The 20,952-nt window shown below is 61.6% G+C and carries 21 protein-coding genes; 15 read left to right on the forward strand and 6 right to left on the reverse strand.

Going from position 1 to position 20,952, the window contains the following annotated elements:
• The first annotated feature begins 3 nt into the window (after nucleotides 1–3).
• Nucleotides 4–786: a hypothetical protein gene (locus MacB4_RS10350; RefSeq protein WP_206863740.1), complete on the forward strand. Its 783-nt coding sequence runs from the start codon at nucleotides 4–6 to the stop codon at nucleotides 784–786.
• A gap of 138 nt (nucleotides 787–924) precedes the next feature.
• A complete protein-coding gene (locus tag MacB4_RS10355; protein WP_206863741.1) occupies nucleotides 925–1,218 on the forward strand; it encodes a hypothetical protein in 294 nt (97 codons plus the stop codon).
• On the opposite strand, the gene MacB4_RS10360 is transcribed toward MacB4_RS10355, so the two are convergent.
• Complete coding sequence (locus MacB4_RS10360; RefSeq protein ID WP_206863742.1) at nucleotides 1,190–1,468, reverse strand: DUF4242 domain-containing protein; 279 nt, start codon at nucleotides 1,466–1,468, stop codon at nucleotides 1,190–1,192. The two genes, MacB4_RS10355 and MacB4_RS10360, sit on opposite strands and share 29 nt — an antisense overlap.
• Nucleotides 1,469–2,040: 572 nt before the next feature.
• Here MacB4_RS10360 and MacB4_RS10365 point away from each other — a divergent pair.
• The 5 genes from MacB4_RS10365 (at nucleotide 2,041) to MacB4_RS10385 (ending at nucleotide 9,837) form a co-directional block, all read left to right on the forward strand.
• Nucleotides 2,041–3,573 (forward strand): ammonium transporter, encoded by a 1,533-nt coding sequence (locus MacB4_RS10365; protein ID WP_206863743.1) that lies wholly within the window; start codon nucleotides 2,041–2,043, stop codon nucleotides 3,571–3,573.
• A gap of 302 nt (nucleotides 3,574–3,875) precedes the next feature.
• Complete coding sequence (locus MacB4_RS10370; protein WP_206863744.1) at nucleotides 3,876–6,731, forward strand: ribonucleoside-diphosphate reductase subunit alpha; 2,856 nt, start codon at nucleotides 3,876–3,878, stop codon at nucleotides 6,729–6,731.
• A gap of 121 nt (nucleotides 6,732–6,852) precedes the next feature.
• Nucleotides 6,853–7,914: a ribonucleotide-diphosphate reductase subunit beta gene (locus MacB4_RS10375; protein ID WP_206863745.1), complete on the forward strand. Its 1,062-nt coding sequence runs from the start codon at nucleotides 6,853–6,855 to the stop codon at nucleotides 7,912–7,914.
• A gap of 4 nt (nucleotides 7,915–7,918) precedes the next feature.
• The gene (lysA, locus tag MacB4_RS10380) at nucleotides 7,919–9,307 is read left to right on the forward strand and encodes a diaminopimelate decarboxylase (protein ID WP_206863746.1); all 1,389 of its coding nucleotides are present in this window, start codon (nucleotides 7,919–7,921) and stop codon (nucleotides 9,305–9,307) included.
• Nucleotides 9,304–9,837 carry an isochorismatase family protein gene (locus tag MacB4_RS10385; RefSeq protein WP_206863747.1) on the forward strand — a complete coding sequence of 178 codons (534 nt, stop codon included), beginning with the start codon at nucleotides 9,304–9,306 and terminating at the stop codon, nucleotides 9,835–9,837. Before lysA ends, MacB4_RS10385 begins: the two co-directional genes overlap by 4 nt.
• On the opposite strand, the gene MacB4_RS10390 is transcribed toward MacB4_RS10385, so the two are convergent.
• The gene (locus tag MacB4_RS10390; RefSeq protein WP_206863748.1) at nucleotides 9,829–10,269 is read right to left on the reverse strand and encodes a P-II family nitrogen regulator; all 441 of its coding nucleotides are present in this window, start codon (nucleotides 10,267–10,269) and stop codon (nucleotides 9,829–9,831) included. The genes MacB4_RS10385 and MacB4_RS10390 overlap by 9 nt on opposite strands.
• A 118-nt stretch (nucleotides 10,270–10,387) precedes the next feature.
• On the opposite strand from MacB4_RS10390, the gene MacB4_RS10395 reads away from it, so the two are divergent.
• Nucleotides 10,388–10,618, forward strand: a complete 231-nt coding sequence (locus tag MacB4_RS10395) for a zinc ribbon domain-containing protein (RefSeq protein ID WP_206863749.1) — start codon at nucleotides 10,388–10,390, stop codon at nucleotides 10,616–10,618.
• A gap of 11 nt (nucleotides 10,619–10,629) precedes the next feature.
• Here the strand turns inward: MacB4_RS10395 and MacB4_RS10400 are convergent, their stop codons facing one another.
• Together MacB4_RS10400 and MacB4_RS10405 are read right to left on the reverse strand one after the other, a co-directional pair.
• Entirely contained in the window at nucleotides 10,630–11,079 is a 450-nt protein-coding gene (locus tag MacB4_RS10400; protein ID WP_206863750.1) for an OsmC family protein, read from the reverse strand.
• Nucleotides 11,080–11,160: 81 nt separating this feature from the next.
• Nucleotides 11,161–12,216 carry a UDP-N-acetylmuramate dehydrogenase gene (locus MacB4_RS10405; protein WP_206863751.1) on the reverse strand — a complete coding sequence of 352 codons (1,056 nt, stop codon included), beginning with the start codon at nucleotides 12,214–12,216 and terminating at the stop codon, nucleotides 11,161–11,163.
• A 212-nt stretch (nucleotides 12,217–12,428) separates the two neighbouring features.
• On the opposite strand from MacB4_RS10405, the gene MacB4_RS10410 reads away from it, so the two are divergent.
• Genes MacB4_RS10410 through ispD form a run of 4 tightly spaced genes read left to right on the forward strand, consistent with a single transcriptional unit; the run spans nucleotide 12,429 to nucleotide 15,504 of the window.
• Complete coding sequence (locus tag MacB4_RS10410; RefSeq protein ID WP_206863752.1) at nucleotides 12,429–13,211, forward strand: ABC transporter permease; 783 nt, start codon at nucleotides 12,429–12,431, stop codon at nucleotides 13,209–13,211.
• A gap of 50 nt (nucleotides 13,212–13,261) precedes the next feature.
• Nucleotides 13,262–13,960, forward strand: a complete 699-nt coding sequence (locus MacB4_RS10415) for an ABC transporter ATP-binding protein (RefSeq protein ID WP_370569369.1) — start codon at nucleotides 13,262–13,264, stop codon at nucleotides 13,958–13,960.
• 3 nt (nucleotides 13,961–13,963) lie between these two features.
• Nucleotides 13,964–14,782: an MlaD family protein gene (locus MacB4_RS10420; RefSeq protein WP_206863754.1), complete on the forward strand. Its 819-nt coding sequence runs from the start codon at nucleotides 13,964–13,966 to the stop codon at nucleotides 14,780–14,782.
• Between the two features lie 2 nt (nucleotides 14,783–14,784).
• Nucleotides 14,785–15,504 (forward strand): 2-C-methyl-D-erythritol 4-phosphate cytidylyltransferase, encoded by a 720-nt coding sequence (ispD, locus tag MacB4_RS10425; protein ID WP_242529240.1) that lies wholly within the window; start codon nucleotides 14,785–14,787, stop codon nucleotides 15,502–15,504.
• Nucleotides 15,505–15,548: 44 nt separating this feature from the next.
• Here ispD and rpmG read toward each other — a convergent pair whose 3' ends face one another.
• A complete protein-coding gene (rpmG, locus tag MacB4_RS10430) occupies nucleotides 15,549–15,716 on the reverse strand; it encodes a 50S ribosomal protein L33 (RefSeq protein WP_206863755.1) in 168 nt (55 codons plus the stop codon).
• A 55-nt stretch (nucleotides 15,717–15,771) separates the two neighbouring features.
• Between rpmG and MacB4_RS10435 the strand changes: the two genes are divergently transcribed.
• On the forward strand, nucleotides 15,772–16,629 hold the full coding sequence (locus tag MacB4_RS10435; protein ID WP_206863756.1) for a CHAD domain-containing protein: 858 nt from the start codon (nucleotides 15,772–15,774) through the stop codon (nucleotides 16,627–16,629).
• Between the two features lie 39 nt (nucleotides 16,630–16,668).
• On the opposite strand, the gene MacB4_RS10440 is transcribed toward MacB4_RS10435, so the two are convergent.
• Nucleotides 16,669–18,021 (reverse strand): exo-beta-N-acetylmuramidase NamZ domain-containing protein, encoded by a 1,353-nt coding sequence (locus MacB4_RS10440; protein WP_206863757.1) that lies wholly within the window; start codon nucleotides 18,019–18,021, stop codon nucleotides 16,669–16,671.
• Nucleotides 18,022–18,231: 210 nt separating this feature from the next.
• Between MacB4_RS10440 and glgP the strand changes: the two genes are divergently transcribed.
• The gene (gene glgP, locus MacB4_RS10445; protein ID WP_206863758.1) at nucleotides 18,232–19,995 is read left to right on the forward strand and encodes an alpha-glucan family phosphorylase; all 1,764 of its coding nucleotides are present in this window, start codon (nucleotides 18,232–18,234) and stop codon (nucleotides 19,993–19,995) included.
• 83 nt (nucleotides 19,996–20,078) lie between these two features.
• On the forward strand, nucleotides 20,079–20,951 hold the full coding sequence (locus MacB4_RS10450; RefSeq protein ID WP_206863759.1) for a PPK2 family polyphosphate kinase: 873 nt from the start codon (nucleotides 20,079–20,081) through the stop codon (nucleotides 20,949–20,951).
• Nucleotide 20,952 lies beyond the last annotated feature (1 nt).

Here is a 20,952-nt window from a genome sequence, read left to right on the forward strand (position 1 = left end):
TGCATGAGCGTAGTCATTAAATCCACGGACGACATTCTGGCGGCGCTGCGGGGGCAGCCGGAGTGGAGGGAAGCGGTCCGCCGGGAGATCCTGACGGAGGAACTCCTGGGTTTGCCCGCGCTCGTTGCCGAGAACGGCCGTCAGATCGCCAAATTGGTTGAGCGAGTTGATAAGCTGACGACCGACGTCGCCCAATTGGTTGACCAAGTGGGTCAGCTGACCGCTGCACAGGAAAGAACCAATAGCCAGATCGCCAAGCTTACGGAATCCGTTGATAAAATACACGTGAAAATGGCGGAGCACGAGGGCAAGATCATAGAACGGGACGCGAGGGAGAAGCTGGACAACTACATCAACCACTCGGTCGGCGGTCTGGAGGTTCTGGAGCGTCGGTTGGTCAGCAAGCTTCTGGACACGGCGAAAAACGCGCGGCAATTGTCCGATGAGGAGCGAGCTGACGTGGGTGAGGCCGACGCATTGGCGGTCGGTGAGGACAACCAGACTGGGAATCCGGCGTGCGTGGCGGCGGAGATTGCGGCGAAGGTTGACATTGAGGATGTGAAACGGGCGCGCAGGCGCTCAGACCTATTCCTCAAGGCGGCCAAGGCGACCGTTGGCAAAAAGCCCGAGCAATGGAGGAAGCTTTTCCCCACCGCTCCGCTAAAGGCTTATGCAATTGTGATCGGCCGCGAAATCACGAACGACGCCAAGCGCGAGGCGGAAGCCAAGGACGTGATCTTCGCCATGTTCCACAACGGGCGTGGCATCGACATCGACGGTCCCTAGATCGAATCCTCGCCTGCCCGCTTGCCCGCTAGCCGCCATGAAGGCGAGATCTGGGCGTTGGATGCCAGCCAGGATCGGGTGCAAAGGCCGATTGCGTTCTTCACATCCGAGGCGTAAACTTAGCCGCAAGGGCGAAAAATGAGAAAGCTAGTGACCGCACTTGCGCTCGCCTTGGCCATCGGGCTTCCGGGGGCCGTCGCCGAGGTATCGGTGATGAACACCACGAAGGGGATGCGGTTGACCATCCTTCCTGTGATGGGAGCGACTCGGGAGGAGGCACCGGCGCCGAAGGGCAAGGTTCGCGTCGAATCGGTAGCAGTTCACAAGGCCATCCCAGGAAAGCCGGTCGCTCATGGCGCCAAGGGCTCGAAGACGCGTCAGACGTCTACGCGGAGCAAGGCGGCTAAGCCGAGCGGGCGGAATAAGGGCTGATCAGATCCCGAATTTCGCAGATGCGATTCGCGGGGAAGCCCCCCTTTTGGGCATGTTCGCGGATCGCCTGCTCGTTGGGGGCCAGATAGACGCAATAGATCTTGTCGTCGGTGACGTAACTGTGCAGCCACTGGATTTGCGGGCCCATCGCATCCAGGACCGAGCATGATTTTTCGGAAATTCCGGCGAGTTCCCGGGGAGAGAGTTTTCCGGCCCCGGGGATCTCTCGCTCAATGATATAACGTGGCATGATGTCGCAATCCCCTGTTGAGTCTTTCCCGCCTTCGTCCGAAGGTCGTGGGCCTACACTGTAGCGCCCCGGTGCCGTTGCTGGGCAAGCGCATTCTTGGCAGGGCGAAGGAAAGCGGAGCTCCGGATCGTCCATATGGGAGCGAGCTCCCGTGCCTGGGCCGCCCGAGGATGTCCCCGGAGTTGCTTCCTCGGGATCTCCCCACCACCTCCCGCGCGTGAGTGGCGCGCATGAAAAAATCCATTCGTTCTGGCACGCCGTTTGCTTTGAATGGAGCCGCAGGAGGAAACGGGATGAGGGGTTCGAGCAGGGGAGGAGTTGAGACTTTCTTGGCCCGACCAACCGAGGGCGTTCGTGGAGCCGCCCATTCGGCTGGACGGGTAGACCGAGAGGTCCCCATCGCATGGAAAAAGGGACGTCGTGCTTTCGCTTGGCGCGAGCCGCGCTTCCTTCGGATTGGCTTTGGGACTTCCCCGCATCCGTCCGGCAGGAAGAGAAAACCGCATGCGGGCCTGGCCCCCGGGATCGCACCGCAGAAGGCGTAGCTCCCACAAGCAAAGGAGATGATCAGAATGGTTGTCACTCGATTCAAACGCTGGTTGCTCATGCTCATTGCCTGTCTGGCGATGGGCGGTGCTCTGCAGTCCGAAGCAAGAGCGGCGATGCCCATGATGGGTGGCGAGATCCTCAATTGGGCGTCATGGCAAGGAACGCCCTTCTTCGCTGCCGAAGAGCCCAGCATGGAAGCGCGGGTTGCGGGGCTCGAGGCCTACATCCTCAACGGGGATCCTTCGGGAAGCAAGGTGAGTGGGGTGCCGGGACCGGGGCACAACGCCTGGCTGATGACTTCCTCAGCGTTGGTGCTCTTCATGACCCTGCCGGGCCTCGCCCTCTTTTACGGGGGTCTCGTTCGCTCCCGGAATGTGCTGTCGGTCCTGGCGCAATGCTTGGGGATCGCGGGGCTGGTAACGATTCTCTGGTGGGCGGTGGGCTATAGCCTTGTCTTCGGCACGAGCTTTGGCTCAAGCGCACTCGGGCCCTTTTTGGGGGGGAGCGAGTTCTTCTTCCTCAAGGGGGTGGACTCGGTTCCCAACGCTGGCTATTCAATCTGGGTTTCGCAGAACGTCTACTGCATGTTCCAGCTGATGTTCGCCATCATTACCCCGGCCCTGATCCTGGGAGCGATCGCGGAGAGGATGAATTACGGGGCGTTGCTGCTTTTTCTCACGTTTTGGATGCTCTTCGTCTACTTTCCCCTCGCCCATATGGTCTGGGGAGGCACCGGCTTGATGAACGGCGCCTTCAACGCGGCGGCTCGGATCCCCGCAGTGGACTTCGCCGGCGGCACCGTGGTGCACATGTCGTCGGGTTGGTCGGGATTGATTCTCTGCCTGCTGCTCGGCCGGAGGATCGGGTACGGGAAGGAGCCGATCCTGCCGCATAGCATGGTCCTCTGCATGGTAGGGGCCAGCATGCTCTGGATCGGCTGGTACGGCTTCAATGCGGGAAGCGCCGGAGCCGCGGACGTAATCGCCGCCAACGCGTTCACTACGACGACGCTGGCCACCGCAGTGGCTTCGTTCACCTGGGGGATGCTCGAATACGCCCTGAAAGGGAAGCCAAGTGTGCTGGGGTTCAGCACCGGAGCGGTCGCGGGCTTAGTCTGCATTACGCCGGCCTGCGGATTCGTCGATTCGACGGGATCGGTGATCATCGGGGTGCTGGCTGCTGTGGTCCCCTACTTGGCTTGCGTGAAGCTCAAGAAGGCTTTGGGGTATGACGACGCGCTCGATACCTTCGGAGTGCACGGGGTAGGGGGGACGCTGGGGGCGTTTCTGACCGGAGTCCTGGCCACGGCCAAGGTCAACGGCAACCTGAGCAACGGAGCCGTGGCCGGAAAGAACGGACTAGCAGCACTCGTTAGTCATCACACGCTCTACTGGGCACAGCTCAAGGCGATCGTCATCACGATCGGGTTGTCGGTGAGCGTGACCGTAGTCCTGGCTCTGCTCGTGAAGCTCTTTGTCAGCTTGCGGGTGCCGGCCGAGGTGGAAACGCAGGGCCTCGATACGGTACAGCACGGCGAGGAAGGTTACGCAATCTAATCCGCGCAGGACCGCGCTGCGAAGAAGAAGCCGCCGGGTCGATCCCGGCGGTTTTTTTTTGAAGGGATCCGCTCGGATTGGCAGGACAGAGGCAGCTTCCCCCTCGGGCGTATTCCTTGATAAAGGGGATTGCGAAAGGCGCTGGGATTGTGATTATACTTATGGATATATATGGAGCCCTCTCTCGCGCGAAAAAGATTGCGAAAGAGATTGACTCGGCAGGGTCAGAATCGGCTTAATCGCACAATATCTTGTGTCCTGTTCTCATTTGGACACAACATCTAGAACATCAGGAGAGAACCATGATTTCCCTGGAAGATGCTCGACAGATGGAGCTTGTCGGCATGGATCCGCTTTCGACCAAGACCTTTACGGTCCAGAAGCGGAATGGCACGGTCGTCGGGTTTGAGCCGAAACGAATCTCCTGGGCCGTCGAACGAGCGTTTCGGGCCGAGCACGGGGTCCCGATGGAGATGGCGCTTGCCGAGGATCTCGGCAGGGCGGTCGAGGAGGTAACGCGAGCCGTGGTGCGGCGGGCCGTTGGCGCGGCTGTCGGCGGAGAGGCGCTCGAAGTCGAGCGCATCCAGGATTGGGTGGAAACCGCACTGATGGAAGCGGGCTACCACTCGGTCGCCCGGCGCTACATCCTCTACCGGGCGGAGCGTCGGCGGGCGCGGACATTGCGCGCCGCGACCCGGTCCGGAACGGCTCCCCTCTCCTTCGTGCTGCGATGCGGGGAACGGGTTCCGCTCGATCCGGAAGGACTCGGGCGGGAGATCGAGGAGGCGTGCCGCGGCCTTGAGGATCGCTGCTCGTGGAGGAGCTTGGCCGAAGAGACCTTGCGGAGCCTTTACGACGGTGTCGCCGAGGAGGAGATCGACCAGGCGATGATCCTTGCGGCCCGTTCGCGGGTGGAGAAGGAGCCGGCCTACAGCTATGTCGCGGCGCGGATCCTTTTAGCCAAGCTCTACCGTGAAGTGCTGCCCGAGATTCGCGGACGGGAAGAGCTCGGAACGGTGCATCGGAACTTTTTTCCGATCTCCATTCGCCACGGCGTAGATGTCGGGCGCCTTTCGCCCGATCTATTGAGCTTCGATCTCGAGAAGCTCGCTGACGCCCTCCAGTTCGAGAGAGATCGAGATTTTACCTACATGGGCCTGCAGACCGTCTACGATCGTTACCTGCTCCACCATGAAGAGCGAAGAATCGAGACGCCCCAATACTTCTGGATGCGGGTGGCGATGGGCTTGGCCCTCGCAGAGAAGGAGAATCGAGAAGCGCATGCCATCGAGTTTTACGAGCTTCTCTCCTCGTTTTTCTTCCTCTGCTCGACTCCGACCCTCTTCAATTCGGGAACAAGGCATCCCCAGCTTTCTTCCTGCTATTTGCTGACCGTGTCGGACGATCTTGACGGAATCTTTCAGGTGATCTCCGATAATGCCCGGCTTTCGAAGTGGGCCGGAGGGTTGGGAAACGACTGGACCAACGTCCGGGCCACCGGCTCCCTGATTCGGGGGACCAACGGGAGGAGTCAGGGGGTCATTCCCTTCTTGAAGGTCGCCAACGACACGGCGGTCGCCGTCAATCAAGGCGGGAAGAGGAAAGGGGCGCTCTGTGCCTACCTGGAAACCTGGCATCTCGACATCGAGGACTTCCTCGAGCTCCGAAGGAACACGGGCGATGAGCGGCGCCGAACGCCCGACATGAATACGGCCAACTGGATTCCTGACCTGTTCATGAAGCGTGTCATCGAAGGAGGGAACTGGACGCTCTTCAGCCCGAGTGACGTTCCGGATCTTCACGATCTCTATGGCAGGGCCTTCGAGCGCCGCTATTGCGAGTATGAGGCGATGGCGGATCGGGGGGAGATTCGCAACTTCCGGCGCGTTGCGGCATCGACTCTCTGGAGGAAGATGCTCACGATGCTCTTCGAGACCGGCCATCCCTGGATCACTTTCAAGGATCCGTCCAATGTCCGGTCTCCGCAGGATCACGTCGGCGTGATTCACAACTCCAATCTTTGCACCGAGATCACGTTAAATACCTCGACGGAGGAAACCGCGGTCTGCAACCTGGGCTCGATCAATCTGGCTGCCCATGTGAGGGACGGAGTTCTCGACGAGGAGCGGCTGGCGAGGACGATTCGGGTAGCGGTCCGGATGCTCGACAACGTCGTCGACATCAATTTCTATCCGACTCCGGCAGCCAGGAACGCCAACTTGCGGCATCGCCCGATCGGTCTCGGACTGATGGGCTTCCAGGACGCGCTCTACCGCCTGAAGATCTCCTACGGGAGCCGGGAGGCGGTAGAATTCGCGGATCGGACGATGGAGAGCATTGCCTACTACGCGCTGCTGGCTTCCTCGGACCTGGCGGAGGAACGAGGCGCCTATTCCACCTTCCGCGGCTCGAAATGGGATCGGGGCCTCCTGCCCATCGACACCCTCTCGCTGCTGGAGGAGGAGCGCGGGGGAAATCTCGAAGTGGATCGAACGGTAAGGAAGGATTGGGAGGTGGTCCGAAAGGCGATTCGGCGGCACGGCTTGAGGAACAGCAACCTGCTCGCGATCGCTCCTACCGCAACGATTTCGAACATCAGCGGAGTCTCTCAATCGATCGAGCCGACCTATAAGAACCTTTTCGTGAAATCAAACCTCTCTGGCGACTTCACGACGGTCAACAGCTACCTGGTCGAGGAGTTGAAGCAGGCAGGGCTGTGGGACCAGGAGATGGTCGATGATCTTAAGTTCTACGATGGTTCGGTTCTTTCCATCGAGCGGATTCCCCGGGAGATCAAGGAGAGATATGTCAGCGCCTTTGAGCTCGATCCGCACTGGTTGATCGAGTGCGCCAGCCGCCGGCAGAAATGGATCGATATGGCGCAGTCGCTCAATCTCTACATCGCCGAGCCCAACGGGAAGAAGCTTTCCGATATGTACCTTCTGGCTTGGCGAAAAGGTCTCAAGACGACCTACTACCTTCGGGCCGTGGCGGCGACCTCCGTGGAAAAATCGACCCTGGACATCAATGCCAGAGGGCTCCAGCCGCGGTGGATGAAAAGTGTGAGCCCCTCGTCGCGCGTCCGTGTCGATCGGCCCGAGGAGCGGAACGGGAGCAGTTGCTCTCTCGATAATCCGGAATGCGAGAGTTGCCAATGACCGGTGGCCGTTTCCGACTCTCTCGGCCACGCAGTGCCTGACCCCGTTCGATCAGACCGGCTCCAGGGACGAAGGCCGGTGGGTCGGCGGAAGAAAAGGAAACAGAAAGAAAGGAGAGACCATGTCCTGCTGCACCTTCCCGGAGACGGGATGCCAACCCTATGACCTCACCAAGAGGTTCAACGCGGAAGATAAACGGCTGATCAACTGTCGGACGGTAGACGTCAATCAGCTCATGCCCCTCAAATACAAATGGGCATGGGAGCACTACCTGAACGGTTGCGCGAACAACTGGCTTCCCTCCGAAGTGCCGATGCAGAGGGACATCGAGCTTTGGAAATCCGACAAGCTGAGCCCGGCGGAGCGGCGGGTGATCCTGAGGAACCTCGGATTTTTTGCGACCGGCGAAAGCCTGGTCGGCAATAACATCGTGCTTGCGATCTTCAAGCACATCACCAATCCCGAGGCGCGCCAATACCTCTTGCGCCAGGCATTCGAGGAGGCGGTGCATACGCACGCCTTCCTGTACATCGTCGAGAGTCTCGCTCTCGACGAGCGCGAGGTGTTCAACATGTATCACGAGGTCAACTCGATCCGGAACAAGGACGCCTTCGAGATGATCCTGACGGCGGACATCCTGCGCGAGGGCTTTTCGACCGAGACCGACGAGGGGATTCGGCAATTTCTCAAGAACCTGGTCGGTTTCTATGTGATCATGGAGGGAATCTTTTTCTACAGCGGGTTTGTCATGATCCTCTCCTTCCATCGACAGAACCGGATGACCGGAATCGGCGAGCAGTTCCAGTACATCCTGCGGGATGAGACGATCCATTTGAACTTCGGCATCGACCTGATCAACGGGATCAAGGAAGAGAATCCCGGTGTCTGGACGCCGGAATTTCAGGAGGAGATCGGCGCGATGATCGCGCACGCCGTCGAGCTCGAATCACTCTACGCGCAGGACTGCTTGCCGAGCGGGATTCTCGGATTGAACGCCGATCTCTTCCGGGACTATGTTCAGTACATCGGGGACCGGAGGTTGGAGCGGATCGGCTTGAAGGCGCGGTACGGATCGCGCAATCCTTTCCCCTGGATGAGCGAAGCCATGGACCTTCTCAAGGAGAAGAACTTCTTCGAGACCCGGGTGACCGAGTATCAGCACGGGGCGCTGCTGCAGTGGTAGGCTAATGCACCGCTTCCGCTATCAGGGGGACGCCCTTTACGTCGAGGAGGTATCGGCTGCTGTCCTGGCCGAAACCTATGGCACCCCGCTCTATGTCTATTCGGCCGGCACCATCCTCGATCACTACGAGCGGCTCTCTTCGGCGCTGCGGCCCCTCGACCCGCTGGTCTGCTATGCCGTCAAAGCCAATTCCAATCTGGCTCTCCTTCGCCTGCTTGCGTCCCGTGGCTGTGGCTTCGATCTGGTGAGCGGGGGCGAGCTTTATCGAGTGCTTCGGGCCGGTGGGGATCCCGCCCGGTCTACGTTTGCCGGTGTGGCCAAGACGACCCGGGAAATCGAGGAAGCCTTGGAAGCGGGCATTTACAGCTTCGTCGCGGAGAGCCGGGAAGAGCTGGGGACCATCGATGGCGTGGCTGCTCGCTTGGGCAAGCGGGCTCCGATCGCACTCCGGATCAATCCCGATGTGGGCGCGCAGACTCATGCCAAGGTGAAGACAGGGGTAGCGGAGAGCAAATTCGGCATCCCGGCTGAGGAGATCGAGGATCTCTATCAGGCGCTTCCCCGCTTTTCCCACCTCTGGCTACGAGGAATGCAAATCCATATCGGCTCGCAGATCCGGGACGTCGAGCCCTTCGAAGAGGCGGTCCGCCGGGTGATTCCCTTGGTGAGGATTGCGCGTGACCGGTTCGGTGCGGAGTTCTTCGACATCGGGGGAGGATTGGGAATCGCTTATGAGGAGGCCCTGCAGAGCGGCGATCCCGGCTGGTGGGAGAGCAAGGGCGGGTGGGCTACGCCCGCCCGCTATGCGGAGCGGCTGCTTCCCTTGCTGGGTCCGCTCGGGCTCCGCATCGTCGTGGAGCCAGGGAGGCTGCTCGTCGGAAATGCGGGGATTCTTCTCACGAAGGTCCTCTATCGGAAGGATCGGCCGAAGAAGAAGTTCGTGATCGTCGACGCGGGGATGAACGACCTCATCCGCCCGGCGCTCTATGGATCCTTTCACCAGATCGTGCCACTAGCTCGTCGCGAGGGGGAGCTGATCGAGGCGGATGTCGTCGGACCCGTCTGCGAGTCGGGCGACTGCTTCGCTAGCTCGCGGCGGATGCCTTCGGTAGGGGCGGGGGATCTGCTGGCGATCTTCAGCGCCGGGGCGTATGGATTCTCCATGGCTTCGCAATACAACTCTCGCCCGAGGCCGGCCGAGGTCCTGGTCGAAGGAGCCAACCACCGGCTCATTCGACGGCGGGAACGCTACGAGGATCTGGTGCGCGGCGAGTCGACCGGCGGGGGAGAAAGAGGCTTGGAGGACGCAGAAGAAGCGGCGGGAGATCAAAGGCGGACGGGTGAGGGCGAGAATGGGAAACGCGACCCAGCGGGTCGGAAGGAGGAGTCATGAGCTGGCGAATCAATGGTCAGAAGACGGCAATTGTTCTGGTGGATGTTCAAGAGCGGCTGTGCGCCGCCGTCGCCGGTGCGGAGAGGATCCTTGCCAGGATCGATCGCCTTCTCGAAATCGGAAAGCTCTTCTCGATTCCGGTTCACCTGACGGAGCTGGCTCCGCAGAGATTCGGCCCTATCTCCTCGCCCATTCTTCAAAAGCTCGGGGAGGGTGGCTCGCGCTCTGCGCGAAATGTCCTTTCGGCGGGCTCCGCGTTGCCGAAAGAGCTGCCGCAATTTCTCCTCGTCGCGGGAATGGAAACGCATGCGGCGGTCCGACAAGCAATCTACGATCTCCGGGAGCGAGGGCATGCGGTTTATCTGCTGGCCGATGCCGTCGGCTCGCGCAATGCTTGCGATCACCAAGTCGCCCTGGACGAGATGCGACAAGACCGCATCGTGGTGACGACGCTCGAAGCGGCGGCTTACGAGCTCGGAGCCGAGGCGGATGAGCCGCTTTGGGACAGGCTGCTTCCTCCGCTATCGTAGCGATTGCGCGGCCTCCGCCCGCAGTTTCAGCGGTCCATCCGAGAGCTCGGCTGCCCTGGCCGACTTTTCGCGGGGAGGGTCGATCGAGATGACGCGAAGAACGGGGCTGAGAAGAATCCGATCCTGCGGGTCTCGGACGCGGGCTTTCCGGAGAATCGTCTTTACCGCCGCAGGGACCAGATCGACCGGAAGGATCAGCTCGATCTTCGTTTGAGGCAAGAAGTCCGGGAGATAATCCTTGCCGAGGTAGCGTTCTACCTCCTCCGGCGCCTTTTCGAACCGTTTCACGCGACTCACCAGGGCTCCTTCGATCCCCCGATCGGCGAGCGCATCGCGGAGGTCGCCGAGGCAAAACCGGGGAATGACGGCCTCCACCTTTTGAAACAGTCGGGTGGAAAGGACCGGACCGTGCGTCGTGGGCTGATCCTCCATGCTTCTTTCGAGCAAGCAGCTTGCGTGCCATTCCCGCAAGCGGGGAAGGACCGGCTTCGTCGACCTTGCGGAGCCGCCGGTTTTCGGGCAAGCTTGAGGGTATCCAAGTCGATTTCCTATGATTACCTATCTGTACGAGACGGTTCCCACCCGCAATGGGGAAGAGCCCAAGGTCTACGAAATCCGGCAGCCCATGGGGGCGCCGGCACTGACGCATCATCCGGAAAGTGGAGAGCCGCTACGCCGCATCATCTCGGGTGGAGTCGGAGTTCAGACGTCTCGGAAGGGGGCCTCCTCTCCGCCCCCCAGCTCCTGCGGTTGCGGGCATGGCGGCTGCGGTTGCCATTGAGCGCAACGCGCTCAGGAAGCCGATCCGTCCGCAAACTCAAGGGAAGCCGAAAGGCTGACGCTGCTGGAAAGCGATGCCGTGATCAGGCAATGCTCCTCTGCCTTATGGAGGAGATGCTCGGCCTTTTTTGCGTCGGCCCCCTTGGGCAGCTGGAGGGTAGGACGCAAGAAGAAGCGCGTGAAGCGACGTTTCCCGTCTGCGAGCTCGAGGATGCCTTCGGTGGGGCAGGCGATCTCAATCCAAGGCAGGCGGGAGAGCTCGGCAATGGTATCGAAGGTGAGGATGAAGCAGCTCGCCACCGCGGCCACCAGGAGAGCCTCGGGGGACCAGACATTTCCCGGGCCACCGAATTGAGGCGGAGCCGTTGCTTCCAGGGTTGGGAGGTTCGCGGCCTCGATCGAGAGAAGACCGGTCGGCCCTCCGCGGGCGACCACGTCGTACCGGTGCGGAAGAGGGTGCATGGCACCGACCACTACCCTTTTCGGTATGTTATGACAAGAGAGATCACCATCTCCGGATCTCCGGCTTGAAAGATGAAGCGGTCATGGAGTGTCGAATCCGACGAACACCGGTTCCGGCTGGAGTCGGATCGCAAAGGTCGCCTCGACGGTGCGCTTGATCTCTTCCATGAAGGCGACGATTTCCCCGGCGGTCGCCCCACCGCGATTGACGATCGCAAGCGCATGCCGCCGGGAGATTCCCACAGAACCTCGATGCAGCCCCTTCGGAAACCCGGAATTTTCGAGAAGCCAGGCGGCCGGGACCTTCCGCTGCCCATCATCCGCCGGGTAGGATGGAGGAACGAGTCCCAGCTTTTCCGCGCGCCTCTGCAGCTCGACCCATGCCGCGGGCTCGAGAACGGGATTCTTGAAGAAGGAGCCGGCGCTTCGCGAGTCTTCCTCGTCCGCCAGGACGACCATCGCCTTCGCTCGGCGAATCCGGAGAACCTCCTCCCGAATCTCGGGCAGGGATGGCGGACCTCCTCTTCGGGAAAAGAAGGAGCGCAGGTCGGGATAGCCAAGCTCCGGATTTTCCTCTTTGGAAAGCGAGTAGCAGACGGCCAGGAGAAGATAGCGTCCGTTCTTCTCCGTATTGAAGATGCTCCTTCGATAGCCGAACGAGCAGGCTGCGGCGGGAATCTCGACGATGCAGCCATCCCGCCGATCGATCGCGCGGACCGCCCGGATCGAGGTCGCGACCTCGGCTCCATAAGCCCCTACGTTCTGGATCGGTGTGCCGCCGACCGTTCCTGGGATTCCGCTCAGGAGGACCAAGCCAGCGAAGCCCTCGGCAACGGTCCGCGCGACGAAGGGATCCCAGGGTTCTCCGGCCCCGACCCAAAAAAGGCGATCTCCCTTCTCCCACTCCTCTTCGAGGCCGCGGATCGACATCTTGAGGACGAGGCCCGCGAAGCCCCGATCTCCGATCACGACGTTGCTGCCTCCTCCCAGGATGAAAAGAGGGAGGTTTCGTTCGGAGGCCAGGGAGAGCGCTTCGCGCGCCTCCGGCTCTGACCGCACCTCAACAAGGTATCGGGCATTTCCCCCGACTCCGAGCGTGGTCAGCGGAGCCAGGGGGACGTTTTCCTGAATCTGCATGGGAGGAGCATTCTATCCAATCCGACGGGGAAAGGGAGTCGCATGACGGGAGCCGGATTGCGAGGAATGGATCGGTCGGCGAGGAAAGGCGCCGGGGGGCGTTCCGCTGCGCGGAAAAGGTTTGCTTGTTGCCGGAGCCATTGGTTTTGATGTGGGCGGTCGACCCTGGGGTCTGCGGGGATCTTCCCTGTGCTTCCCGAGATCAGATCCGCATGAATCTTCTTCGGCATTTCGCAAAAGGGTGGGTGGGGATGTTCGAAACCGCCGGTGCCATCTACTATTTGTTCGCGGACGTCGTCTATAGTATTTTCCGCTATCGCCTCCGTTGGGAGCTCTTTTTGGAGCAGATCGTTCGCATCGGAATCCGTTCCCAAGGGATCGTCCTGATCACCGGGGCCTTTACCGGTGCGGTCTTCGCCGCGCAGACTCAATTCCGCTTCGGCAAGTTCGGACTCTCCTCGGCCACGGGGCCGGTCGTTTCGATTGCCATGCTGCGGGAGCTCGGACCGGTGCTCTGCGCGCTCATGCTTTCGGGACGGGTCGGGTCCGCAATGGCCGCGGAGCTCTCGACGATGCGGGTCACCGAGCAGATCGACGCGCTCCGGGCGCTTGCGGTCTACCCGACCCAATATCTGGTCGTGCCCCGGTTCCTTGGAATGCTGGTTTCGATGCCCTTTCTGGTCGCATTGACGAGCGGAACCGGCATTCTCCTGGGCTATGGCGTCTCGGTCTTCCTGCTGGGCGTCGATCCGACGTTCTACTGGGAAAACACGATCAAGTTTACGGGGGCAAAGGATATCTGGATGGGAGAGATCAAAGCTCTCTTTTTTGCCATCATCATCGTCTTGATCAGCTGCCATCGCGGCCTTCGTTGCCAGATGAACGCCGAAGGGGTGGGCATCGCCGCGACGGAAGCCATGGTCTTCTCGGCGATCACTGTATTGATTTCGAACTTCTTTTTTAGTTTTCTCATGAACCTCATCTTGTCTTCGTAATGGTGCTCCGCCTCGTTGAACTGACCAAAGCGCTCGGGAACCAGCGGGTATTGGAAGGAGTATCGCTGGAAGTCGAGCCGCACGAGCGCCTCTGCATTGTGGGGCGGAGCGGAGCGGGGAAGAGCGTCCTCTTGCGATTGATCCTGGGCCTGATCAAGCCCGATTCCGGGGAAATCTGGTATGGAGAGACCAACTTGGTCCCGCTCTCGGAGCGCGATCTGGCGCCGCTGCGGAGCGAGATGGGAATGGTCTTTCAGAACGGAGCGCTTTTTGATTTCATGACCGTCGAGGAGAACGTGGCCTTCGTCTTGCGGGAGAGGAGGCTTCCAGAAAATGAAATCCGCCAGCGGGTCTCGCGCATTCTTGAGCGACTCTTCCTCCAGGGGCACGAAAAGAAGATGCCGGCGGAGCTTAGCGGCGGGATGCGGAAACGGGTAGCGCTGGCGCGAGCGATCATCTGCCGGCCGAAGCTCGTTCTTTACGATGAGCCCACCGCCGGGCTCGATCCGATCGGCTCCACGGAGATCACGGACTTGATCCGGTGCCTGAACGAGGAATTTGGCGCGACGACGGTCGTCGTCACGCACGACATGCGGAGTGTCGAGCAGATCGCGCATCAGGTCGCCTTTCTCCATGCGGGGCGGATCTACAAGATATGCTCCCCGGAAGAGTTCCTCTCCTCGAAGGAGCCGGTGGTAAGGGCGTTTGTCCATGGGCTGGTCGAGGAGCCCGCCGTCGGGACTTGTTAAACTATGGCGACCAAACATGCGGAGTTCCAGGTCGGCGTCTTTCTTCTCACGGGGCTGGCCGTGATCGGCGTCCTCGTCGTCCTGCTCGGACGGTATGGGGAAAAATTTCGGTCGGCCTATGAGATCACCGTCGAATTTCCCAACGCCTACGGGCTCGTGAAGGGGGCACCGGTTCAATTTGCGGGAGCGCCTGTCGGCCGGGTGGCCAATAGCCCCTATCCGATTCGCGAGGGGAAAGCGGTCGAGGTGCCTCTCAAGATGTACGCAGACACCAAGATCCGAAAGGATGCCCTCTTTCAGATCGTCGATGTCGGCATGCTCGGCGACAAGACGATCGAGATTACGCCCCGGGGAACCTCGGCGCCCTTCCTCAAAGGGGGCGATCATGTTCGCGGGAGTCGTCAGACGACGATTGTCGATCTGGCCGGTGAGTTTCGGCCGGTGGCCGAATCGGCGGGCAAGGTGGCGGACGAGATCGGAATCCTGATCGGACGGGTCAACGAGGAGGTTCTCACGGCGGATGTGGCGGCGGAGATCCGCGCGACGATCAAGGATCTCCATAGCGTCATCCTGCGAACCGACCACATTCTGGAAGAGGCGCAATATGGCCGAGGCCCGATCTCCCGCCTGTTGAACGATCCTGCGCTCGCGACCGATCTGCGGGACTTCATCTACAACCTTCGGAGAAAGGGGGTTCTCTTCTATTCGGATGTGGCGGCCCATCAGGAACAGGAGGGCAAGCCGTTGCCAGCCCCGGTCGCGCGGCCGGTCAGTGCCGAGAGGGTAGTTCCGCGAGCGCCCGCTCCGCAGAAGCATCCCTGAGCATGCGCGAGCGAGAGTCAAGCGGGGGGGAGGTGCGAATCGTCGGAGCGATACTCGTCGCGGCAGGGCAGAGCCGGAGGATGGGCTTTGACAAGATTTTCCGTCCCTTGACCACGCGAAGCGCGCTCGAGCTCTGCCTGGAAAGGGTCTCGGCATTCCCACGCATCCGAGAGATCGTGGTCGTCGTCGCTCGCGAGCGCCTCGAAGACGCTTCTCGACTCCTCTCTGGATGCGCGCTTCCCGTGCCTGTCCGGATTGTGGAAGGGGGGGCGGAGCGGCAGGACTCGGTCGCGGCGGGCCTCGAGGTGCTCGCTCCGAGATCAGAATTTGCGCTCGTTCATGATGCGGCACGTCCCTTTGCGACCGGAGAGTTGATGGAAGCGATCTTTCAGGTGGCTCAGCGGGAAGGTGCGGCGGCCTGCGGAAATCCGAGCTCGGACACCGTGAAGGAGGCGGACGAGCAAGGGAAGGTGGTGGCGACGCTCGACCGGCGGAGGGTCTGGAATGTGCAGACGCCCCAGATTTTTCGGCGAGAGCTGCTGCGGGAGGCCTATCGAAAGTTGCGGGAAGGCGGAAAGATCGCCACCGATGATGCCGCCGCGGTAGAAGCGATCGGCCATCCGGTCCGCCTGGTTGCCTACAGCGGTTTCAACGGGAAGATGACTCGGCCGGACGACTGGGAGCTGGCACGCCAGCTCTTGCTCGGGAAGCGGGACTTGTAAGGGGAGAACCGAACGCGGCCGGAGCGAGCGGTCGGGACGAAGGCCTACTTGATCTCCCGATGGAGAGTGTACCGGCGCAGGAACGGGTTGAACTTCCGAAGCTCCACGCGGCTCGGTTGGAGCTTCTTGTTCCTGGTTCCGAAGTAGCGCGACGCAGGCTTCTTTTCCGCTTTGGCTTCCGTGCACTCCAAAATGACTTGTTCCCTGGGCATTGTCGGAAAAGATTAGGGGCGGAGTGGATGCCTGTCAATGCGGTTCCACGGCGCCATGAGAAAGCCGACCGGCAGACCGAGGAGAGGGAGGGGGGCGGAGAAGGAGGCCTCCGGGCGAAGGTGGGAAGCGGCGGTGCGGAGCCGGACCCGCGTCGCGGACAGCGCCTCCTTGGTCGAGGAGGTTCACCAGATTCGCGTGCTCGCCAAGAAGCTTCGCGCCTATCTCCGGCTCCTTCGAGGAACCTTGCCGGAAAAGCTTCTCGAACGCGAGGAGAGGCGCATCCAGCGGATCGCGGCCGGCCTCAGCCCGGCTCGGGATGCGGCGATCTGTCGCCAGATCCTGCGCTGGCTGGTGGCAAAGGAGGGGAAGGAGATTCGTCGGGAACGGCTACGGGCCGCGCTGGCGCATTTTCCCGAGGCCGTCGGTGGGAATGTGGACCCGAGGGCGATCGCGCGGGCAAGAGCGGGGATCGAGGCCAGGCGGCGGCGGCTTCTGAAGCTGATCGACGAGCATCCGCCGCAAGAGCAGAAGCTCGAAAAGCTCCTGCGCAGCGAGTACGGGAAGAGTCGGCAACGGATGCGGGAAGCGCTCCGGGAAGGCAGCCCGGATGCCTTTCATCAATGGAGGAAGCGTGTGAAGCGGCTCGGCTACCAGACCGAAATTTTTTGCACCTCCTCCCGGCGAAGCCTCGCCCGCCTGGAAGCGAAGTTGGTCCGGCTCGGCAAGCTCCTGGGGAAGCTCCAGGATCTGCGCGTTTTAAAAAATCGGATCGAAGCGCATGCCGCGTCCGCAGAGCAAAAGCTCCTTCCGCTCCTCGAGGACTGGATGGCCCACTACCGGAAAGAGGTCGAGCGGGAAGGAGAGGACTGCTTTCGCCTGGGAAAGGGGAAGTTTCGCACGCTCCTGGAATAGGCGCCGGACCGCAGCAGCCGCGGTCCCTCCCCTGATCTCCTATTCGTCGCCCGCCGATACCGGTGTTGCGCGCGGATAGTGCGGCCCGCGCTCGGCCGGTGGGAGGTCCGGATAGAGGAGATCGGGCTGGCGCGCCAGGGCAAAGGCCCGCTCGGAACCACGCCACTGCGCGGCGATTTGCCTCACGCTCTGATGCCGATTCAGCTCCGTCAGGATCGAGGAGCTTCCATAGAGCTTGCAGAGCATCTCCTTGCCATTTGCCGACGCTTTGCGCAAGAGCGGCGGATGGGAGGCTTGGTTCAGCCGGGAGGCCAGATAGATCGCCAGAGCGGTGAGATTGGCGCTCGTCCGCGGGTTGATCTCCAAGCGCACCACCCCACCGTGTCCACCCTCGGGGACGGCCTGAACGCCGGCGAAGCCGAGCCGATCGATCTCCTGAGCCAGCGCAAAGGCGTCCAAGCCGCGGCCGGACACATATTGGAAGGGGTAGGGGGACCAGCCGATTCCCGCGTCGGCACCGAGATCTCCCAGGAAACCGGTCACCACGTAGTAGAGCGGGGAGGTCGCCCAAGGGATGTTGGGCGAAGTGCGAATCCAAGGCAGATCGGTATCTTCCCAAACCATGTCCCGCCGCCAGCCTTCCATCGCGACGACCTGAAGGGCGCAGGGATGGCGGACCCAGCCTCTCCGGTTGGCCATCCGAGCGATCTCGCCCGCGGTCATTCCATGGACATAGGGGACCGGGATGCGTCCGACGAAGGACTGCCAGGCCGGTTGGACGAGCGGCCCTTCGATCCTGCGGCCTCCCAGCGGATTGGGCCGATCGAGGACGAAGAAGGGGATGCCGAGCTCGCCCGCCGCGTCCATGGCCTCCACCATCGTGCTGATGTAGGTATAGCTGCGGCAGCCAATATCCTGGAGCTCGAAGACGAGCGCGTCGAGCCCCGCGAGCATGGATCGAGTCGGGTGGCGTGTCTCCCCATAGAGGGGATGGACGGGAAGGCCGGTCAGCCGGTCATGAAGGAAGGAGACGTGCTTTCCCGCGCCGATCTCTCCGGAAATGCCATGCTCCGGAGCAAAGAGGGCGACGAGCCGGACGCCGGAGGCGTGCTTGAGAACGAGCCGGGTCGGTCTCCCGGCCGAGTCGACGCTCGCCTGATTGGTGATGAGGCCGACGCGTTTCCCTTTCAAGGCGGCGAACTGCGTGCGTTCGAGCACGTCGATCCCGAGCAGGACCGATCGGGCCTGCGCCCGCGCGAGCCAGGAGCCGATGAGGAAGAGGACCAGGAGGAGCCCCGCAGGCTTGACAGAGGAGGAGAGGGCGCGATAGGCTCGCCGCGCTTCTGCTTGCGGGAAGCGCGCACGATGATTGCTCCCGGGAAGCCGTCTCATCGAGGACATCTTCTGTTCGTTCGGCCGCCTCCGCAAAGGACGATCGGGGAGCAAAACGCGCCGCCTTCTCGCCGGGGTGTCGGCGAATGGAGCCATCCTACCTCGTAAGGTCCCAGTGAGCCAGCGCAACTTTGGTCTTTCCCAGAACGACCGGACCGAACCCCGCTCTCCGTCGAAATCCGATCCCTTGGCGGCCGCGGATTCCGTCCGATGACGACAATCCCACCCCCCAAGCCGGATGGACCGCCGGTGCCGGCTGGCGCACCACTTCGAGGGAAGCTCTCTGCCAAGGTCGCCTACTTTTCGATGGAGATCGCGGTGGACGAGAAGATTCCCAGCTACAGCGGAGGGCTGGGCGTTTTGGCGGCCGACACGCTCCGTGCGGCTGCCGGCTCGCTTCTTCCCATGGTCGGCGTCACCCTGCTCTATCGGCGGGGTTATTTCTTTCAACGGTTCGACGCCCAAGGGTGGCAGCGGGAAGAAGGGGTCGTCTGGTCTCCGGATAGGGTCTTATGCGAGCTCGGCGAGCGCGTGTCGGTCCTTCTCGAGGGGAGGACCGTGCAGCTGCGCTCGTGGCTCTTTTGGATTCGCGACGCAGGCGAAGGAAGGACTCCAATCCTCTTTCTCGACAGCGATCTCCCCGAGAACTCCGAATGGGATCGCACCCTTTCGCATTATCTCTATGGGGGGGATAGCCGCTACCGGCTCTGCCAGGAGGCGATCCTGGGCATCGGCGGGGTCCGCATGCTGCGCAAGCTCGGGTTTGCTCAGGTCGAGCTCTTTCACATGAACGAGGGGCACTCGAGCCTCCTCATCCTGGAACTTTTGGAGGAGGAGGCGAGGCGCTCCGGACGAACGGAGCCTGTGGCGGAAGACGTGGAAGCGGTGCGGCGCAAATGCGCGTTCACGACCCACACGCCGGTCTCAGCGGGGCACGACCGCTTTCCACTGGAAATGGTGCGGAGGACGATCCGTCTGCCTGCGATCGCCGATAGCGAATACCGGGGCCGATTCTGCTGCGCGGGTGAGGTGAACCTCACCCATCTCGCCTTTCAATTCAGCCATTACATCAATGGGGTTGCCAAGCGGCACTCCGAGGTCTCGAGGGCTCTCTTCTACCCTGCACGAATCGATTCGATCACCAACGGCATCCATGTTCCCTACTGGACGAGCCCTCCCATGCAGGAGCTCTTCGATCGGCATATCCCCGGCTGGCGCGCCGATGCCTTCAGCATCCGGTATGCCATTGCGATTTCCCTGGAGGAGATTCGGCGAGCGCACGAGGCGAGCAAGGCCGCCCTTCTGGAGCATGTGAACCGGGAGACCAACGCCGGGATGAGCATGGAAGCCCTGACCATCGGGTTTGCTCGCCGGGCGACCGCGTATAAGAGAGCGGAGCTGATTCTGACTGACATCGAGCGGCTCAAGCGGATGGCTCGGGAGAAGGGGCCGATTCAGCTCCTCTTCGCCGGCAAGGCCCATCCGCAAGACGACGAAGGGAAGCGGACGATCCAAAGGATCATCCAAGCCCAACCCCTCCTTCTGCCGGATATCCGGATGGTCTATCTCGCCGAGTACGACCTGGCGCTCGCCCGCCTTCTCGTTGCCGGAGTCGATCTCTGGCTCAACACTCCGCAGCCCCCAATGGAGGCTTCCGGCACGAGCGGAATGAAAGCAGCCGTCAATGGAGTGCCGAGCCTCTCGGTCCTCGACGGCTGGTGGATTGAAGGATGCATCGAGGGGGTTACGGGCTGGTCGGTCGGGCCGGACCATTATCAACGCAACGAAAGCTCCGATGTCCGGCGGGATGCCGCCGATCTCTACGCCAAGCTCGAAGGCGTGATCGTGCCGCTCTTCTACGGGGACGCGGACGGCTTTGCGCGCGTCATGCGGCAGGGAATTGCGCTCAACGCTTCCTTCTTTAACGCGCAGAGAATGTTGCAGCAGTACGTGCTCAAGGCCTATTTTGCGTAGGCGCCCCATCGCAAGACCCGGAGCCGCGACCCATTCGTATGGGTTGTTCCGATTCCGGGAAGAGAGAGCAGGCGCGGACGAAGATGCGTGCTTCGGATTTTGCAGTCGCCGGGAAAGAGGCGAATCCATTGCGTGGGAGGGATCCCAGCGACACGGCGGGATTCCGTTCGAAGGAAGAGGCCAGGGAGAAGCTCGAATCGGATGTCAGCAAGCTCGCAGAGCGGCAAGAGGTCTTCTTTGCCGCTCGGTCGTTCGCTCTGTTGGTCGTCCTCCAAGGCATGGACTCTTCGGGCAAGGACAGTCTGATCCGGCATGTTCTCTCGGGGCTCAATCCGCAAGGGGTCGAGGTAGCGAGCTTTCGCCAGCCGACCGACGAAGAGGTGGCTCATGACTACCTTTGGCGCTGCCAGAGACGGCTTCCAGAAAGGGGCAGGATCGGGATCTTCAATCGTTCCTACTATGAGGAGGTGCTCGTCGTCCGGGTCCATCCGGACCTTTTGCCGACCGAGGGCATGCGAAAGCGGGCGACCAGCCCGGCCTTCTGGTCCGAACGGTACGAGGACATCCTGTCCTTTGAGCGGCATCTCTTTCGCTCGAGCACGATCCTCGTCAAATTTTTTCTCCATCTTTCCCGAAGAGAGCAGGCCAAGCGTCTCCTTGACCGAATCGACCGACCCGAGAAGCGGTGGAAGTTTTCCCTGGCGGACGTCCAGGAACGAGAACGCTGGCCCGAGTATGAAAGGGCCTACGAAGAGATGCTTGCGGCCACGAGCGTGGCGCACGCTCCTTGGTACGTCCTTCCCGCGGATCACAAGTGGGTTACGCAGCTGGCGGCGGCGAGCATCCTGCTCGAACGGTTGGAGGAGCTGAAGCTGCGCTATCCGGAGCCACGATCGGAGATCGAGGCGGAGGCGAGCCAGGCAAAGGAGATCTTGAAGCGTGAGCTCGACCAGTGAG

The organism is Methylacidimicrobium sp. B4 (genome assembly GCF_017310545.1).
In the GTDB taxonomy this organism is placed as follows: Bacteria; Verrucomicrobiota; Verrucomicrobiia; order Methylacidiphilales; family Methylacidiphilaceae; genus Methylacidimicrobium.

What these genes read in the sequence shown, in the direction of transcription:
- MacB4_RS10435 (WP_206863756.1), top strand. Translation starts at nt 15,772, where the DNA reads ATGAGAAAGCCGACCGGCAGACCGAGGAGAGGGAGGGGGGCGGAGAAG.
- MacB4_RS10440 (WP_206863757.1), bottom strand. Translation starts at nt 18,021, where the DNA reads ATGAGACGGCTTCCCGGGAGCAATCATCGTGCGCGCTTCCCGCAAGCA.
- MacB4_RS10420 (WP_206863754.1), top strand. Translation starts at nt 13,964, where the DNA reads ATGGCGACCAAACATGCGGAGTTCCAGGTCGGCGTCTTTCTTCTCACG.
- MacB4_RS10400 (WP_206863750.1), bottom strand. Translation starts at nt 11,079, where the DNA reads ATGCACCCTCTTCCGCACCGGTACGACGTGGTCGCCCGCGGAGGGCCG.
- MacB4_RS10395 (WP_206863749.1), top strand. Translation starts at nt 10,388, where the DNA reads ATGATTACCTATCTGTACGAGACGGTTCCCACCCGCAATGGGGAAGAG.
- MacB4_RS10405 (WP_206863751.1), bottom strand. Translation starts at nt 12,216, where the DNA reads ATGCAGATTCAGGAAAACGTCCCCCTGGCTCCGCTGACCACGCTCGGA.
- MacB4_RS10410 (WP_206863752.1), top strand. Translation starts at nt 12,429, where the DNA reads ATGAATCTTCTTCGGCATTTCGCAAAAGGGTGGGTGGGGATGTTCGAA.
- MacB4_RS10350 (WP_206863740.1), top strand. Translation starts at nt 4, where the DNA reads ATGAGCGTAGTCATTAAATCCACGGACGACATTCTGGCGGCGCTGCGG.
- MacB4_RS10355 (WP_206863741.1), top strand. Translation starts at nt 925, where the DNA reads ATGAGAAAGCTAGTGACCGCACTTGCGCTCGCCTTGGCCATCGGGCTT.
- MacB4_RS10360 (WP_206863742.1), bottom strand. Translation starts at nt 1,468, where the DNA reads ATGCCACGTTATATCATTGAGCGAGAGATCCCCGGGGCCGGAAAACTC.
- rpmG (WP_206863755.1), bottom strand. Translation starts at nt 15,716, where the DNA reads ATGCCCAGGGAACAAGTCATTTTGGAGTGCACGGAAGCCAAAGCGGAA.
- glgP (WP_206863758.1), top strand. Translation starts at nt 18,232, where the DNA reads ATGACGACAATCCCACCCCCCAAGCCGGATGGACCGCCGGTGCCGGCT.
- MacB4_RS10375 (WP_206863745.1), top strand. Translation starts at nt 6,853, where the DNA reads ATGTCCTGCTGCACCTTCCCGGAGACGGGATGCCAACCCTATGACCTC.
- MacB4_RS10390 (WP_206863748.1), bottom strand. Translation starts at nt 10,269, where the DNA reads ATGGAGGATCAGCCCACGACGCACGGTCCGGTCCTTTCCACCCGACTG.
- MacB4_RS10365 (WP_206863743.1), top strand. Translation starts at nt 2,041, where the DNA reads ATGGTTGTCACTCGATTCAAACGCTGGTTGCTCATGCTCATTGCCTGT.
- MacB4_RS10370 (WP_206863744.1), top strand. Translation starts at nt 3,876, where the DNA reads ATGATTTCCCTGGAAGATGCTCGACAGATGGAGCTTGTCGGCATGGAT.
- lysA (WP_206863746.1), top strand. Translation starts at nt 7,919, where the DNA reads ATGCACCGCTTCCGCTATCAGGGGGACGCCCTTTACGTCGAGGAGGTA.
- MacB4_RS10385 (WP_206863747.1), top strand. Translation starts at nt 9,304, where the DNA reads ATGAGCTGGCGAATCAATGGTCAGAAGACGGCAATTGTTCTGGTGGAT.
- MacB4_RS10450 (WP_206863759.1), top strand. Translation starts at nt 20,079, where the DNA reads ATGCGTGCTTCGGATTTTGCAGTCGCCGGGAAAGAGGCGAATCCATTG.
- ispD (WP_242529240.1), top strand. Translation starts at nt 14,785, where the DNA reads ATGCGCGAGCGAGAGTCAAGCGGGGGGGAGGTGCGAATCGTCGGAGCG.